Raw genomic sequence first — 14,849 nt, 5'->3', positions numbered from 1 at the left:
ACCTCTCTTCTATAGCAAGCATGCTATATACCTGATTTTCCCATATACAATAGGCTTCAATGCAGGTGATATAGCACAGTTGTTCTTTTTCTCACACAGACTCTATTATAAATTCTTTTTTATCGTCTGTCATGTATGTACGCCAAAAATCTATTCTTTTTTATTTCTCAGAATTGCCGTCTTCAATCACGACTCCATCTGCCGCCAGCTCTTCGTCTGTCTCATGCTTCATTCCCCATCCAGAGAGAATTGCAAACCAGAAAACCAGCGTCAGCGCCATGCTGTGGAAGTTGTAGCCGACAAAAGATACCGCGTTATAGCCCTCGGACACAACGCCGCTGGCAACCGCAATCGCCGCCAGGTTCAAGCACCCCGGGTTTGTCGGAACCAGATAGCCGACGCCACATCCAAGACCATCCAGGAAGTTAGCCGCACGGGCACGGTCAATCTTGAATGGGCGGAGCAGCTTGCGGATGATCGGGCCACAGAAAGAAATGGCGGAAGTACCGCTGCTGATGACGATACCCATGACGCTGACCATCGCACCGGCTGCAATTTCTGCCGACTTCTCAGATTTCGCATATTTACGCATCCATACAAGAATCGCATCCAGCACACCTGCCTCGCTGATCAGGCTGACCATAACGAAGATAAACAGGATGAAAATGATGGAACTTAACATACCGTCAAACGCATTCGCAATCAGACCATCTTTCGCAACCAGCTCTGCCGGTGTCAGATAACCAAATGCAAAGAGTAAAACAAAACCAGCCATCTCACTGACTAACAGAGAGGTAAAGAGTCCGCTGCCACGCAGCATCAGCACAACCACCAGAACCGGGATAATCAGGAATACAATGCTGGAAGCGTAGGTTGCGTCAACCGCCGCCATCTCAGCAGAAACACCATTTCCAGCATCCATAAAGCCAAATACCAGATAGCCAACCACAGAAATGGCACCTGCGATCAGTGCATATTTAAAACGGGAACGGACAACCTTCATGACATCGACTTCCTGGGACAGAGAGGATGCAATCGTCGTGTCCGAGATCGGTGCGAGGTTATCACCGAAACAGCTGCCTGCCAGAATCGCACCGCAGATCAGGTTGACATTACAGCCCATTCCGACGGAAAGCGGAATCAGAAGAGGTCCGGCTGTATTTAACGCACCCGCCGCACTGCCGGTTGCACTGGAAAGCACCACACAGATAAAGAAACAGATGATCGGCATCAGTGCCGGTGACATGTTGATCTTTGTCATTACATATAAAAGCGCTTCAATCAGATGCGATGCTGTCAGAATCTTCGACATCACGCCCGCAAATAAGAAACAGGCGATCATAAATGCAAAAATATTGTCGCGCACGCCGTCGATCAGCGCTTTCTGAAATGCTTTCTTATCCTTATATACAAGAAATCCAGCCAAAACAGCAAAATAACCAGCCGACCAGAAATTTTTGGTAGAACGCATTCCAAAGGCAACCATGAAGATCATCGTTCCCATCATGATAATCAGCGGGAGAACTGCTCCTGCCATTCCTCCATACGTTTCCGCATACTTTTTCGTTTCGTTTGTCATAACTCCTCCGTCTGTTTTCATTTCATTTTCTTTGTGGGAGTAATGTGTTAAATCCATCTTTCCGACTGTTTTAGTAGGTTTGTATGATAAAAAAAATAAAACCATTCCGCTAAAAACAACTTGCAACGCATTTAAATAAGAAAATGAAAGATATTTTACAACTACAAAAGTAATCAAAGTGCTCTTGCGTCCTTACCCCTAATGCATATTATGTAAGTAGGATATTGGCTTGTACATAAGGGTTAGGTCTTTACGACCTAACCCCTGATATTAAAGTATTGAATTAGTCTTCTACTTTAACGATTTCTTTCTTGTTGTAGCTTCCGCAAGCTTTGCACACTCTGTGAGGCATCATCAGAGCACCGCACTTGCTGCACTTTACTAAGTTCGGAGCACTCATTTTCCAGTTAGCTCTGCGGCTGTCTCTTCTTGCTTTGGAAGATTTGTTCTTAGGACAGATAGACATGGTTACACCTCCTTAAATTCATTGAATATCTCCTGGATAACCGACATCCTTGGATCGAGCGACCTAGTGTCACAGGTACAAGTCCGAAGATTAAGATTTGTACCACATCTATTGCAAATCCCCTTGCAGTCTTCTCTGCACAGGACTTTCATAGGCAAGCTCAGTAGCAGTTCGTTGCAAACCAACTGGTCTACATCCAGATTGTACCCCTTCATAAAGGGTTCATCATCTAAACTCTCCTCCTGACCGTCCTGCACCTCAAACTCTCGTCCAAAATCCAGTTCGCAGTCGAAAGATACTGGCTCCAGACAACGCGCACAGTGACCTCCCACCGTCAGCGTCGCATGACCACTCATCGTATACTTATGCCGTGTCTTAGCCGTCAGTTCCAGTTCAAAAGGCTCAGCCTTCTCAATCTGAAACGTCTCTCCGTCAAAATCAACAGAGTCCAGCGCAGTCTCGACTGTATAGACTTTCTTTCTACCCTCGCAGTTAAAAAGTTCCGATAAATGAATCAGCATACTAATCTCCTAATACGCACTTTGATATTATACAAAGGTCGAGCGCGTTTGTCAATGATTAATTTTACATATTTTTGCAAATTTTAATTCATATTTAATTATTTTACCAGTGCAAGAGTCTCGCGGGCGATAGCCAGCTCTTCGTTGGTCGGAACCAGGAGAACCTGAACCTTGGAGTCGTCAGCAGAGATGATTCTCTCCTCACCTCTTACGTTGTTCTTCTCCTCATCCAGTTTAACGCCTAAGTAGGTCAGGCTGCTGCAAACATCTTTTCTCATCTTGATGTTGTTCTCGCCGATACCAGCGGTAAATGCAATTGCATCTACTCCGTTCATAGCTGCTGCGTATGCACCGATATATTTGATTACGCGGTAATCGAATACGTCCAGGGCCAGCTGTGCTCTCTTGTTGCCAGTCTCAGCTGCTGCTTCCAGATCACGACCATCGCTGGATACGCCGGAGATACCGAGCATACCGGATTTCTTATTCAGGACTTCGTTCATCTCATCCAGGGACAGACCTTCTTTTTTACCTACGAAATCGATGATAGCCGGATCGAGGTCACCAGAACGTGTACCCATAACCAGACCTTCCAGTGGAGTCAGACCCATGCTGGTGTCTACAGATTTGCCGCAGTTTACAGCGGAGATGCTGGCGCCGTTACCCAGGTGGCAAACGATGATCTTCATCTGATCATACGGTTTTCCAACGATCTCAGCGGTTCTCTTAGATACGTAGCTGTGGGAAGTACCATGGAAGCCGTAACGTCTAACTTTGTATTTCTCATAGTATTCATACGGAATACCGTAGGTGTAAGCAACATCCGGCATGGTCTGATGAAAAGCGGTATCAAATACAGCTACCATCGGTACGCCTGGCATAAGTTCCTGGCAGGCACGGATACCGATCAGGTTTGCCGGGTTGTGAAGCGGTGCCAGATCGTTGCACTCTTCGATCGCTTTCATGGACTCGTCGTTGATTAAGCAGGAAGAAGTAAATTTCTCGCCGCCGTGTACGACACGATGTCCAACTGCACCTACCTCAGACAGGCTCTTGATAACGCCGCTCTTCTCGTTAGTCAGGGCTGCCAGAACTGCGTTGATAGCCTCTGTATGGGTCGGCATAGCGATCTCAGATTTCTCTTTTTCGCCGCCCTCCGGCTGGTAAGTCAGCATACCGTCGATGCCGATTCTCTCGCAAAGGCCCTTAGCCAGAACGCCCTCTGTCTCAGAGTTGATTAACTGATACTTTAAGGAAGAACTTCCGCAGTTAATAACTAAAATATTCATGGTAATAGATTCCTTTCTTTATAACATCACAATTCAGCCGCAGGTATTCTCTCTATATGCGGTTCACACGGAAGCATCTGCAAAAACGTCTGCACTGCCCTGTTGTGAACTGCAGGATTATGTATGAATACCGGGCTGAACTGTAATTATCACTTTTAATTCTTAATTAAACGGATTTAAGATTCTCTGACGCGGTGCCAGTTCTCCATCCATTTGATTCCAATTGGTATTAATTATGCCTGCTGAGCCTGTACAGCTGTGATAGCTACTACGCCTACGATATCGTCTGCGAAGCATCCTCTGGACAGATCGTTTACCGGCATGGACAGACCCTGAAGAACCGGACCATAAGCGCCAGCTTTTGCAAGTCTCTGAACCAGTTTGTAACCAATGTTGCCTGCTTCCAGGGACGGGAATACTAAGGTGTTAGCATGTCCAGCTACGGAGCTGCCCGGTGCCTTAGCCTCGCCTACAGACGGAACCAGTGCTGCATCAAGCTGAAGCTCGCCATCCAGTTTCAGTTCCGGGAACTTCTCATGAGCAATCTTAACTGCATCTGCTACCTTGGTAACATCATCATGTTTAGCGGAACCCATAGAAGAATAGGACAGCATAGCTACCTTCGGCTCTGCGCCAACCAGCATCTTGAAGCTCTCTGCGGACAGACCAGCGATCTCAGCCAGCTTGTTGGAATCGAAGTCAGTGTTTACTGCACAGTCAGCGAATACGAACAGACCGTTCTCACCGAACTCGCAATCCGGAACTTCCATCAGGAAGAAGCCAGATACAGAGCTGATACCCGGTTTGGTCTTCAGAAGCTGCAGAGCCGGACGAATGGTGTTGCCGGTAGAATGGCATGCACCAGATACAGCGCCGTCAGCATCGCCGCACTTGCACATCAGGCAAGCATAGTACATATAGTCTTTCTCCATCTGCTCTTTTGCGACTTCCGGAGTGACACCTTTTTTGCCTCTTAATTCAACGAACTTGTCGATGTATTTCTGCTTATTCGGATCATTGTACGGGTCAACGATGGTGGCACCGGAAATGTCGAAGCCTTTGCCGTTTTTCTCAATCTCTTCCGGAGTACCGATGATGATCAGATTTGCGATACCCTCTTTCAGAATTTTCTCAGCTGCCTCGTATGTTCTCTTGTCCATTGACTCTGGAAGAACGATGGTTTTCTTGTCTGCTTTTGCTCTTTCCTTAATTTTGTCAATAAATGCCATGGTTATAAAACCCCTTTCATAAGTGTGTGTCTATTACTGCTAACATTATATACCAGTTGTTTATTGTATACAAGAGCGATTTTCAAATTTTTGATTAATTAAATTTTTAACAAGATGCACTATAATTTTCCCTTTACGCTCCCACACTTCCACTATATAATGTAAATGAAGCAGAAAATGGCTGCTATTTTTTACAGATTTTTCTGCCGCAACAGCAACAGTCTTTTATTCTTACTTTTATTATAAAAGGCTGCTACAAAATTCCTCGCAAAAATGCAAAAAACAGGATTGAAATTTATGAAAATCGTTGGTTTAATTACCGAATATAACCCGTTCCATGCCGGACATCTGTATCATATGCAGCAGGCAAGGGAACTGACCGGCGCGGACTACTGTGTCGTCCTGATGAGCGGCAGCTTCGTCCAGCGCGGCGAACCCGCCATCTTTGATAAGTACCGTCGTACAAAAGCCGCTCTTCTCGCCGGTGCCGACCTGGTACTTGAGATGCCGATCGCTTTTTCTACCGCTTCGGCGCATGAATTTGCCGCCTATGGAGTCGCGCTTCTGTCGGCGATCGGTGTGGATGCCGTTGTGTTCGGCAGTGAATGCGGGCAGATTGAATTCCTTAAGCAGGCTGCTTCTGCGCTGAACCACGAATCGGCAGAATTTCAGGAACGGCTGCGGAAAGGGTTGAAGGCGGGACTGACTTATCCGCAGGCACGGGCGAAGGCGCTGGAAATGGAGGATACATGGGCCTCGGTTCTGAGTTCTCCGAACAATATTCTCGGGATTGAATATCTGCGGGCGGCGGAAGATCTGCATAGTCCGATGGAATTTTATACGATTTCGCGGAAGGGAAGCGGATATCATGAAGATACACTGGCAGATGCTAACTTTCCATCGGCTTCGGCAATTCGCGGAATAATTCGAAACTCACTTTCAAAAGACAAATATTTGCTCGATATTCTGGCATCTCACTTGCCAGCCGTAACACATCCCGCATATACAGGTGCGGTTCCAGTTTTTGTGGATGATTTTTCAGAGCTTTTGAATGCTGCTGTTTTACAGCTGCAGGCGACATTTTCTATCGCAGATCTCTCCCCGGAGCTTGCCGCCCGCCTTGCAAAACCACCTTACTTTCCTCTCTCTTTTGAAGAACGGATTCAGGCATTAAAGACGCGCCAGCTTACCTACACGCGTGTCAGCCGGGCGCTTCTGCATCTGGTACTCGGTATGCGCGAGGAAGATATTTCCCGGTGGAAGGAAGAGGGCTATGCACTCTATGCACGGATTCTCGGTTTTCGCAGGCAGAGCAGCCCTCTGCTCTCCTGTCTGCATAAAAAAAGCAGCATCCCCCTCATCACTAAAATGGCAGATGCCGCCCAGAACCTATCCCCGTCGGCGCTCTCGCTGCTGGAGCAGGAGGTGTACGCCTCGCATTTATACCAGACGGTGCGGATGAAGCGCAGCGGCGTATTTCAAAATGAATATACAGAAGGACTGGTTTTTGTATAAAAATGAACCAATTTTCAAGTGAACGTCCGTGAGACTTGGCGCGTGATTCTGGTCAGCGAAGCTGACATATTCCATACAGAATCACTGCGCATCTCCGCGAAGCATTTATCTCAGTCGGAGACCCACCTCCCACTGAGACAAATTTGCTATTACTCGCCACCTAAAGAGGTGGGACTCTTCTCGACTGAAATAAAACTTACAAACGGAGGAAACCACAGTGAATAGAAAATCACCTATTATCATCGGAATTGCCGTAGGAACCGGTTCAGGAAAATCCACTTTTACAAACCGTCTGAAAGACGCATTTGGTGATCAGGTAACCGTGCTTTACCACGACAACTACTACCGCGCCCACGATGACATGCCATTTGAACAGCGCAAAAAGCTGAACTACGACCACCCGGATGCATTTGAGACAGAGCTGCTTCTTGAGCACCTTAATAAACTGAAAAACTGGGAGGCGATCGACTGTCCAACCTACAACTACGCCAACCACAACCGCGCCAAAGCAACCATTCACATCGAGCCGCGCCCGGTTATCCTGTTGGAGGGCATTCTCGTTCTCTATGACGAAGCACTCCGCAATCTGCTCGACATCCGCATTTTCGTCGATGCCGACGCCGACGAGCGCATCCTCCGCCGAATCTTACGTGACACGAAAGAGCGCGGACGCGATATCGAAAACATCATCGACCAGTATCTGACTACCGTCAAACCGATGCATGCTCTCTTTGTTGAACCGACCCGCGCCTACGCGGATGTCGTTACAAACAGTGGACGGAATGAGGTTGCATTCTCGCTGGTGCGGGGGGAGATTGCACGGCTGCTGGAGGAGGCGAAGGCGGGAGAATAATATTTCAAAATATTGGGATCATCGAGGTCACAAATGAGGTCATCGAGGTCATGATTTGATTTCTGACCTCAATGACCTCATTCTGACCTCGATTTACACGCCAAAAAGCAGCGATATCACACAGTCAGCGCTCCATTCTTTTTTGAATGTCTCGCCACTGCCGATACCGCCGCTTTTTCCTATATACTTTTTCTATGATGCCTGCTCTAACATAACATTTTATTTAATTCATAACCACACAGCTCTGCTCGATCTCAATTTGGCTCTCCGCAATCACTCCCTGAAACCGTTCATATTCCGCCGGTTCCATCCGCCAGGCAATTCCACAGCCTGCTGAGAGTTCGCGTGGGACAGGCACCAGGCGCCCTCTGATTCCCTGTTCCCGGCAGAATGCCTCCATCTCCATCGCCGCAGCCGTCGTGTGAAAGGTAAAAATCCGATATTCCCGTTTCTGCCTCATCATTTCCACCTATTTAATATTCCAGAGCAGCATCACGCTTCAAAGGTAATGGTGAAACAGCCGTTTTCCAGCACCTTGGTGTGCCCCTCTTTTCCATGATACTCCAACGTGCGCTCAATATTCGTCCGGGTGTGTGCCTCATCGCCAAGCACACGGATCTGTTTTCCCGGATGTTCATCCATCGCATCCATCACCATCAAAACCGGTTCCGGACAGGAGAGTCCCCGCACATCTACCTCAACAAAATCTGACATTTTCCGTTTCCTCTTTTCTTTATTTCTTTCTACGTTTCATATTTGCCGCTGCAATCACGAATAACAGGGCAATACATACAATTACGGCAATTTTGCCCGGCATCGCCGGACCACCCAAAACGGCTGCCTCTGTCTCGGTTGCCGCTTTTGCTGCCGCACCAACCAGGTTAAAATTGTGTGCAAGTGCCGCACCTAACAGCATTCCCAGAAAGGTTACCGCACTGTCCGAGGAGCCCTGCCCTGCCAGAATGATCTGACGCAGCGGGCATCCGCCAGCCAGAACGGCTGCAAATCCAACGGCATACATACCCAGAATATTCCAGAGATGCTGGGAGTGCGCGATCGGCTGACCGGAAAAGCTCAAATGGAAATTGCCAGTTGCAAGGTTAAAAATCAGCATGACTGCAAACAGTGCGCCGATAATGCTGAGCAGATCAAAGTTTTTCATCAGAATCACATCACGGATGCTACCTGCAAAACACATACGGCTCTTCTGTGCCAATGCACCAATCAGGAGAGCCGCAACCAGGGAAATCAGAACCGGTGCATGCTTGCTTCCCGGTCCTTCCGTGCTGGCTGCGTATACGCCTGTTACTGCTCCAATGATAAAAAGCGCCAGAAGGAGCACCGGAAGCACATATCCGCTTGATTTCTGCGTCTCATACGCTCTGCCCAGCGAAAATCCCTTTTTCAGGAAGAACGAACCAGTTGCAATACCGCCTGCAAATCCAACCAGCGCTACATACGCATTCAGGTCACCGGCTGCCATACGCAGAACCATACGCAGCGGACACCCTAAGAATACCAGCGCGCCGATTACCATGATCGCACCCAGAACAAAGCGGATCATCGGTGAAGAGCCTTCCGTCGCCTTATACTCATTCGTCGCCAGTGAGATCGCAAATGCTCCCACTGCAAATCCTACAATCTCCGGACGGAAATACTGAACCGGTGCTGCTGAGTGAAGTTTCAGAGCGCCCGCCGTATCACGTACGAAGCACGCAATACAGATCGCCATATTGGCCGGATTTCCAAAATACGCCAGCAATGCTGCCAGCACACCCACAAGCGCGCCTGCCACTGCCAGCTTCCATGTCTTGTCAAATACTTTCATACCTGCCTCATTTTTTATTTCATGTACTCTTAAAGTTTTTCTCACACTCGTCATTGTGGGTGATTTCACGCACCACACTCACATTTCATCAATACATATCAGAAATTTGAGTGCATCTGGCAAAAAAATCATCTCACAAAATCAAACAAGAAAAATTTCAAGCGCGTACATTTCATGGATCTATCCATACTTTCCGCAGACAAGTATAACATCCTGTATTTTTATGGTAAAATCGTTTATATTGATATTTGCTATAAACTTATTGATATTTTCAATAAATAAAGCTACACTCTTCTTTAGAGATTGTTTTCACCTGTCTACTATTCATTTTAATTTTGGATTTTATCACAGAATCATTAAAAATTGATTTTATCTATAGAAAGGATTTTAAATATATGGACATCCGCCAATTAGAAGCTTTCGTGTACACCGTCAAATATCAGAGTTTTTCGCTTGCCGCCCAGAAGCTGTACATCTCACAGCCGACTGTCAGCGCCCACATCCGCAGTCTGGAGGAGGAATTTCACACCCAGCTTTTAAAGCGCACCACCAAATCGCTCTCCCTGACTCCTGCCGGGACAAAATTATATTCCTATGCCACGGAGATTCTGACCCTGCAGCAGAAAGCAATCGTGGAACTCGCCAACGAGACGAAACCGCAGCTTCGGATCGGCGCATCCTCCGTTCCGTCCCTTTATTTTCTGCCGGAACTTTTAAGCGCTTATCACGCAGTTCATCCTGATATCCGTGTCTATGCCTCCTGCTCAGACAGCCTGGACGTTGTACATAAGGTGGATGACGGCATCTGCGACATCGGTCTGGTCGGAACTACTACCTCGGACACCTCCTGCGAATTTCTCCCCTTTGCCTCCGATGAGCTTGTGATCGCCGCCCCCGCCACGCCGCATTATCAGGCTTACCAGACTATGCCATCACCGCTGGATGCCCTCTTAAAAGAACCGTTTCTGCTCCGGGAAGATAATTCCGGCACAAAGCAGGAAACCCTTCATTTCCTGAAAAATAAAGGGCTTTCACTCGATGATTTAAATGTTATTGCCGTGATGGACGATGCCGCCGCCCTCAAGCAGTGTATCATGCTGGGAATGGGCATCTCCATTCTCTCAAAAGCAACTGTGCAGGCAGATGCACGGCAGGGGAAACTGCTTCTCTTTCCGCTTGGGGAAGCTGCCTTTCTCCGGAAACTCTATCTGGTGTATTCGCCGGTTAAGTATATGGCAGAGGAAGGCGGGGTGTTTTTGGAATTTGCGAAGAGGTTTTATCAGCTATAACTGTCCAGCATTATCAACCCCCATAAAAGTGCTTTCTAAATTTCCTACGCCTCTTCCCCCACCAACAACCCATACAACGTCGGCTTCACATGCAGTTTCTTCATCATCGCTTCCAGTGCCGCCCCGTCTGCTTTCTTGCCCTGGCGGATCGCACGGATCATGATATTTTTCGGTGTGTGTTCCATGTCGATGAATTCGAGAATCTGCGTCCGGTAGCCGGACATTTCGAGGAGCTGCCCACGGATTCCGTCGGTCAGAAGCGCCGACATACGTTCTTTCAGAAGGCCGTACTGTAAAACCGGCGACAGAAGGTCGTTCTGAATCTGCTTGTTAATCTCATGCTGACAGCATGGAACGGAAAGAATGACTTTTGCGCCCCATTTGACCGCTTTTGCCAGCGCATAATCGGTCGCTGTATCACAGGCGTGCAGCGTCACGACCATATCGACCTGATCGACGCCCTCATATCCGGCGATGTCGCCGTGCAGGAAGGTCAGGTTCTCAAATCCAAACTTCTTGCTCAGGCGGTTGCAGAGCGCAATGACATCTTTTTTCAAATCCAGACCGATGACACGGATCGAATATTTTTTCAGCACATGCAGATAGTAATACATCGCAAACGTCAGATATGATTTCCCGCATCCGAAATCAATGATCGTATTCGTCCGGTTCGGATCGAGATTCGGAAGTACATCCTCAATAAATTCCAGGAAACGGTTGATCTGGCGAAATTTGTCGTAGCGGGATTTTACAACTTTGCCTTCTGCCGTCATGACACCGAGATCTACCAGAAATGGGACTGGGACGCCTTCCTGAAGGACGTATTTTTTAGTACGGTTATGGGATAACGAAGCCAGACGTTCTGAAAACGCTGCGGCATCCATGCCAGCTGACAGTCCTGTTCCGGCATTTTTCTGCTGTTTCGCATTGCTCTGCAGTTTACCATTTCCCTGTATTTTAGCACTTCTCTACATCTTTCCGTTTTCGTGACTTGACTGACTCTGACCCGATTTTTCGAGCGAATTTTCTTTCACATCTGCATGACTCTTCGCCGACATCTGCTTTCCAGCTTTCTGCACATCACCTGCTGCCACCGATACCGTCCGATTCTCTGCCCTTTTAACCCCTACCTTCTTCTCTTTGATCGTCACTGTCCCCTTCTTACTGATCAGAATATTGACAATCCCGTGAAGCGACGCGATCTCCGCATTGCGGTAACGGTTTTCCAGTTCTCCGAGCAGGTACTCGGCGGTCTTTTCTGCGTTCTGATTTTTCTGAAATGCCTGTTTTTCCGTAAATTCTTCCGTCTGAAAAGCAAGCGCCCCCCGCAGAAGCAGAGGACGCACAGTTAATTTCAGATAGGATTCACGGGTTCTCGGGTTGCTGAAAATGATTCGCTCCAGATCGGCATCAAGATACCGCAGAAGCACCTCTCTCAGTTCCTGTGATTTATCCATATGAAACTCCTATTAGTTCTTAAAGCTGTGTACTGGTGCCGGGATACGTCCGGTACGTTTGACAAAGTTGTCGCAGGAGAAACGGTTGACCGGAATGATCGGCGCATAGCCAAGCAGACCGCCGAACTCTGCCGTATCGCCCACTGTTTTTCCGATGACCGGAATCAGGCGGACTGCCGTTGTCTTCTGGTTGATCATGCCGATTGCCGCCTCGTCCGCGATGATACCGGCGATCGTGGTCGCTTTCGTATCGCCTGGGATCGCAATCATATCAAGACCTACAGAGCAGACACAGGTCATTGCTTCCAGCTTCTCAATCGTAAGCGCACCCTCAGAAACTGCATCGATCATGCCCTGATCCTCGCTGACCGGAATAAACGCACCGCTGAGTCCGCCAACATAGGAGGACGCCATGATGCCGCCCTTCTTAACCTGATCATTTAACATTGCCAGCGCTGCTGTTGTACCCGGTGCACCACTGCGCTCTAAGCCGATCTCTTCCAGAATCTCCGCCACACTGTCTCCGACTGCCGGAGTCGGTGCCAGCGACAGATCAATGATGCCAAACGGAACGCCCAGACGTTTGGATGCCTCCTGTGCTACCAGCTGTCCAACACGGGTGATCTTGAACGCCGTCTTCTTGATCGTCTCACACAGCACCTCAAAGTTCTCGCCACGTACCTTTTCCAGAGCCGTCTTTACAACTCCCGGACCGCTGACGCCGACGTTGATGATCGCATCCGCCTCAGTCACGCCATGGAATGCACCTGCCATGAACGGGTTATCATCCGGCGCGTTGCAGAATACAACCAGCTTCGCACAGCCGAGGGAATCATTGTCCTTCGTTGCCTCTGCGGTTGCCACAACCATCTCGCCCATCAGACGGACCGCATCCATGTTAAGACCTGTCTTGGTAGAACCGACATTGATGGAGCTGCACACACGGTCTGTACAGGCAAGTGCCTGCGGGATCGAGCGGATCAGAAGTTCTTCCGCCGGTGTCATTCCCTTGGAAACCAATGCAGAATAGCCTCCGATAAAGTTGACGCCCACTTCTTTCGCTGCCTTATCAAGTGTTTTCGCAATCTCTACAAAATCCTCGCTCTTCTTGCAGGCACTTCCACCTACCAGCGCGATCGGAGTAACCGAGATACGTTTATTGACGATCGGAACCCCAAATTCACGTCCGATGGCATCGCCGGTCGATACAAGATCTTTCGCATAAGTTGTAATCTTATTGTAGATCTTCTCATTCATCTTCGCCAGATCACTGTCCACACAGTCTAAGAGGCTGATACCCATCGTGATCGTCCGCACATCCAGTTTTTCATGCGCGATCATGTTATTAGTTTCCAGAACTTCCTGCATGTTAATCATTGGTTTTACGTCCTTTCTGAAAATATTTGCTTAGATTCTGTGCATACTGGTAAAAATCTCTTCTCTCTGACAGAGAATCTTTACGCCGATCTCCTGTCCCAGCTTGTCCAGCTCATGCGCCATATCATCAAAGGATGTCTTGGAACCGGAAATATCCACGATCATCATCATGTTGAAATATTCCTGCAGGATCGTCTGCGTGATGTCAAGAATGTTCATGTTGTGGTCAGCCAGATAATTACACGTTTTTGCAACGATACCGACGCGGTCCTGTCCAACGATAGTAATAATAATCTTACTCATAGGTTTCATCCTCCTGTGTGCTCTCCGTCCTATGGCGGAAATGTTTTTATGACTTACTAATTTCTATAAAAATTCAACTGCCTTCCGGCTGCTAACTTTTATACCTAAAATGATATTTCGTTACTGTACACGGGTAGGCACTTTTGGAACCGAAAGTGCCGTAAGAAAACGTGGTGCCAGAAGGAATTTGCCGTATTTAAATGCGAAGCCACGGCAAATTCCGTTACTGGACACGTATGCGTGTACAGTAACGATGTTTGTCCATGCCTCCAAGCCATAACCCCAAATATATCTTCTGGCTTATTTTCAGACTTTGTATAACCAATTTTAATACTTTTACGTCTTCTACACCGTCACAATCTGCGACACTGCATCGCGTTTTGCCACTGTGATCGGGAAATCATTCGCCTTATACGGCGTATCTCCCTCTGTGATCTCCAGACGCACCGTCTCATATGCCAGCTCTTCGTAATTATTTTCCTTACTCAGATGCCCCAGGAAAATGTGCTTCAAATTGTCATGCAGAATGGAACTTAAAAGCCGCCCCGCATTTTCATTGGAAAGGTGTCCGTAATCGCCTAAGATACGACGCTTCAGGTAATACGGATACGGTCCTGCCTCCAGCATTTTGACATCGTGGTTGGCTTCCAGCAAAATCGCATCCAGCCCCTGCAGATGGTCAATGATGTACTGGGAATAATGCCCCATATCCGTCGCCACCGCCACCGATCTTTTTTCATTCTGAACCCGGTAGGCAACAGGATTCGCTGCATCATGGTCGATCCGGAACGGTTTGACTTCCAGATCTCCTACCATAAAATCAACATCCGGCGTAATCGGGTGCATCAGATCTTCCGGAATCTCGCCAAGACTCTTGGAATCCTGAATTTCCTCTAATGTCTCTTTTGTGCTGTAAATAGGTGTGCCATATTTGCGCGCCAGCACGCCGAGCCCTTTGATGTGATCGGAATGTTCATGCGTGATGAGAATTCCATCCAGTTCCCGCGCATTCAGCCCCAGGTCATTTAACCCCATCTCAATACGCTTGTTGCTGATCCCCGCATCCACCAGAACGTGGGTGTTGTCGCTTCCTATATAAATACAATTCCCGCTGCTGCCGCTGGCAATACTAACCATCCGCAT

The 14,849-nt window shown here is 48.0% G+C and carries 16 protein-coding genes; 3 read left to right on the top strand and 13 right to left on the bottom strand.

The window, feature by feature from the left end; all coding sequences use genetic code 11:
- Nucleotides 1-160 precede the first annotated feature (160 nt).
- From DXC57_RS00380 to pta, 5 genes are all read right to left on the bottom strand, one after another.
- Complete coding sequence (locus DXC57_RS00380) at nucleotides 161-1,579, bottom strand: Na+/H+ antiporter NhaC family protein (RefSeq protein WP_182457167.1); 1,419 nt, start codon at nucleotides 1,577-1,579, stop codon at nucleotides 161-163.
- Between the two features lie 283 nt (nucleotides 1,580-1,862).
- Nucleotides 1,863-2,045 (bottom strand): 50S ribosomal protein L32, encoded by a 183-nt coding sequence (gene rpmF, locus DXC57_RS00375; RefSeq protein ID WP_003499726.1) that lies wholly within the window; start codon nucleotides 2,043-2,045, stop codon nucleotides 1,863-1,865.
- A gap of 2 nt (nucleotides 2,046-2,047) precedes the next feature.
- Nucleotides 2,048-2,566, bottom strand: coding sequence for a DUF177 domain-containing protein (locus DXC57_RS00370; RefSeq protein ID WP_022360443.1), 519 nt, complete (start codon nucleotides 2,564-2,566; stop codon nucleotides 2,048-2,050).
- A 98-nt stretch (nucleotides 2,567-2,664) separates the two neighbouring features.
- Nucleotides 2,665-3,855 carry an acetate kinase gene (locus DXC57_RS00365; RefSeq protein WP_022360442.1) on the bottom strand — a complete coding sequence of 397 codons (1,191 nt, stop codon included), beginning with the start codon at nucleotides 3,853-3,855 and terminating at the stop codon, nucleotides 2,665-2,667.
- A 233-nt stretch (nucleotides 3,856-4,088) separates the two neighbouring features.
- Nucleotides 4,089-5,084 (bottom strand): phosphate acetyltransferase, encoded by a 996-nt coding sequence (pta, locus tag DXC57_RS00360; RefSeq protein WP_022360441.1) that lies wholly within the window; start codon nucleotides 5,082-5,084, stop codon nucleotides 4,089-4,091.
- Between the two features lie 297 nt (nucleotides 5,085-5,381).
- Here pta and DXC57_RS00355 point away from each other — a divergent pair, with 297 nt between their 5' ends.
- Both DXC57_RS00355 and udk read left to right on the top strand, forming a co-directional pair.
- Entirely contained in the window at nucleotides 5,382-6,599 is a 1,218-nt protein-coding gene (locus DXC57_RS00355) for a nucleotidyltransferase family protein (protein WP_118650669.1), read from the top strand.
- Between the two features lie 217 nt (nucleotides 6,600-6,816).
- Nucleotides 6,817-7,452 (top strand): uridine kinase, encoded by a 636-nt coding sequence (udk, locus tag DXC57_RS00350; protein WP_118650667.1) that lies wholly within the window; start codon nucleotides 6,817-6,819, stop codon nucleotides 7,450-7,452.
- 223 nt (nucleotides 7,453-7,675) lie between these two features.
- On the opposite strand, the gene DXC57_RS00345 is transcribed toward udk, so the two are convergent.
- The 3 genes from DXC57_RS00345 to yedE are packed head-to-tail and all read right to left on the bottom strand — an operon-like array spanning nucleotide 7,676 to nucleotide 9,280.
- Nucleotides 7,676-7,912, bottom strand: coding sequence for a DUF3343 domain-containing protein (locus tag DXC57_RS00345; protein ID WP_106999761.1), 237 nt, complete (start codon nucleotides 7,910-7,912; stop codon nucleotides 7,676-7,678).
- Between the two features lie 32 nt (nucleotides 7,913-7,944).
- On the bottom strand, nucleotides 7,945-8,166 hold the full coding sequence (locus DXC57_RS00340) for a sulfurtransferase TusA family protein (RefSeq protein ID WP_118481752.1): 222 nt from the start codon (nucleotides 8,164-8,166) through the stop codon (nucleotides 7,945-7,947).
- Between the two features lie 19 nt (nucleotides 8,167-8,185).
- Entirely contained in the window at nucleotides 8,186-9,280 is a 1,095-nt protein-coding gene (yedE, locus tag DXC57_RS00335; RefSeq protein ID WP_118491324.1) for a YedE family putative selenium transporter, read from the bottom strand.
- 395 nt (nucleotides 9,281-9,675) lie between these two features.
- Here yedE and DXC57_RS00330 point away from each other — a divergent pair, with 395 nt between their 5' ends.
- Nucleotides 9,676-10,569 (top strand): selenium metabolism-associated LysR family transcriptional regulator, encoded by an 894-nt coding sequence (locus DXC57_RS00330; protein WP_118637455.1) that lies wholly within the window; start codon nucleotides 9,676-9,678, stop codon nucleotides 10,567-10,569.
- A gap of 44 nt (nucleotides 10,570-10,613) precedes the next feature.
- Here DXC57_RS00330 and DXC57_RS00325 read toward each other — a convergent pair whose 3' ends face one another.
- The 5 genes from DXC57_RS00325 to DXC57_RS00305 form a co-directional block, all read right to left on the bottom strand.
- Nucleotides 10,614-11,453 carry an SAM-dependent methyltransferase gene (locus DXC57_RS00325; protein WP_118650665.1) on the bottom strand — a complete coding sequence of 280 codons (840 nt, stop codon included), beginning with the start codon at nucleotides 11,451-11,453 and terminating at the stop codon, nucleotides 10,614-10,616.
- 84 nt (nucleotides 11,454-11,537) lie between these two features.
- Nucleotides 11,538-12,026 (bottom strand): hypothetical protein, encoded by a 489-nt coding sequence (locus DXC57_RS00320; RefSeq protein WP_118650663.1) that lies wholly within the window; start codon nucleotides 12,024-12,026, stop codon nucleotides 11,538-11,540.
- A gap of 12 nt (nucleotides 12,027-12,038) precedes the next feature.
- Nucleotides 12,039-13,403: a PFL family protein gene (locus DXC57_RS00315; protein ID WP_106999746.1), complete on the bottom strand. Its 1,365-nt coding sequence runs from the start codon at nucleotides 13,401-13,403 to the stop codon at nucleotides 12,039-12,041.
- Nucleotides 13,404-13,433: 30 nt separating this feature from the next.
- Nucleotides 13,434-13,706 carry an ACT domain-containing protein gene (locus tag DXC57_RS00310; protein ID WP_022360436.1) on the bottom strand — a complete coding sequence of 91 codons (273 nt, stop codon included), beginning with the start codon at nucleotides 13,704-13,706 and terminating at the stop codon, nucleotides 13,434-13,436.
- 345 nt (nucleotides 13,707-14,051) lie between these two features.
- Nucleotides 14,052-14,849 (bottom strand): MBL fold metallo-hydrolase, encoded by a 798-nt coding sequence (locus DXC57_RS00305; RefSeq protein ID WP_022360435.1) that lies wholly within the window; start codon nucleotides 14,847-14,849, stop codon nucleotides 14,052-14,054.

Origin of the sequence: Clostridium sp. TF06-15AC (assembly GCF_003481165.1) — a bacterium.
Taxonomy (GTDB): Bacteria; Bacillota; Clostridia; order Lachnospirales; family Lachnospiraceae; genus Otoolea; species Otoolea fessa.
This window is presented reverse-complemented; position numbering and strand designations above follow the sequence as displayed.

Bases quoted from the DNA above. Each gene is read 5' to 3' on its own strand.
- DXC57_RS00355 (WP_118650669.1), top strand. From the start codon at position 5,382: ATGAAAATCGTTGGTTTAATTACCGAATATAACCCGTTCCATGCCGGA.
- yedE (WP_118491324.1), bottom strand. From the start codon at position 9,280: ATGAAAGTATTTGACAAGACATGGAAGCTGGCAGTGGCAGGCGCGCTT.
- DXC57_RS00325 (WP_118650665.1), bottom strand. From the start codon at position 11,453: ATGGATGCCGCAGCGTTTTCAGAACGTCTGGCTTCGTTATCCCATAAC.
- DXC57_RS00315 (WP_106999746.1), bottom strand. From the start codon at position 13,403: ATGATTAACATGCAGGAAGTTCTGGAAACTAATAACATGATCGCGCAT.
- DXC57_RS00345 (WP_106999761.1), bottom strand. From the start codon at position 7,912: ATGAGGCAGAAACGGGAATATCGGATTTTTACCTTTCACACGACGGCT.
- pta (WP_022360441.1), bottom strand. From the start codon at position 5,084: ATGGCATTTATTGACAAAATTAAGGAAAGAGCAAAAGCAGACAAGAAA.
- DXC57_RS00340 (WP_118481752.1), bottom strand. From the start codon at position 8,166: ATGTCAGATTTTGTTGAGGTAGATGTGCGGGGACTCTCCTGTCCGGAA.
- DXC57_RS00320 (WP_118650663.1), bottom strand. From the start codon at position 12,026: ATGGATAAATCACAGGAACTGAGAGAGGTGCTTCTGCGGTATCTTGAT.
- rpmF (WP_003499726.1), bottom strand. From the start codon at position 2,045: ATGTCTATCTGTCCTAAGAACAAATCTTCCAAAGCAAGAAGAGACAGC.
- DXC57_RS00305 (WP_022360435.1), bottom strand. From the start codon at position 14,849: ATGCGGATGGTTAGTATTGCCAGCGGCAGCAGCGGGAATTGTATTTAT.
- DXC57_RS00330 (WP_118637455.1), top strand. From the start codon at position 9,676: ATGGACATCCGCCAATTAGAAGCTTTCGTGTACACCGTCAAATATCAG.
- DXC57_RS00370 (WP_022360443.1), bottom strand. From the start codon at position 2,566: ATGCTGATTCATTTATCGGAACTTTTTAACTGCGAGGGTAGAAAGAAA.
- DXC57_RS00380 (WP_182457167.1), bottom strand. From the start codon at position 1,579: ATGACAAACGAAACGAAAAAGTATGCGGAAACGTATGGAGGAATGGCA.
- DXC57_RS00365 (WP_022360442.1), bottom strand. From the start codon at position 3,855: ATGAATATTTTAGTTATTAACTGCGGAAGTTCTTCCTTAAAGTATCAG.
- DXC57_RS00310 (WP_022360436.1), bottom strand. From the start codon at position 13,706: ATGAGTAAGATTATTATTACTATCGTTGGACAGGACCGCGTCGGTATC.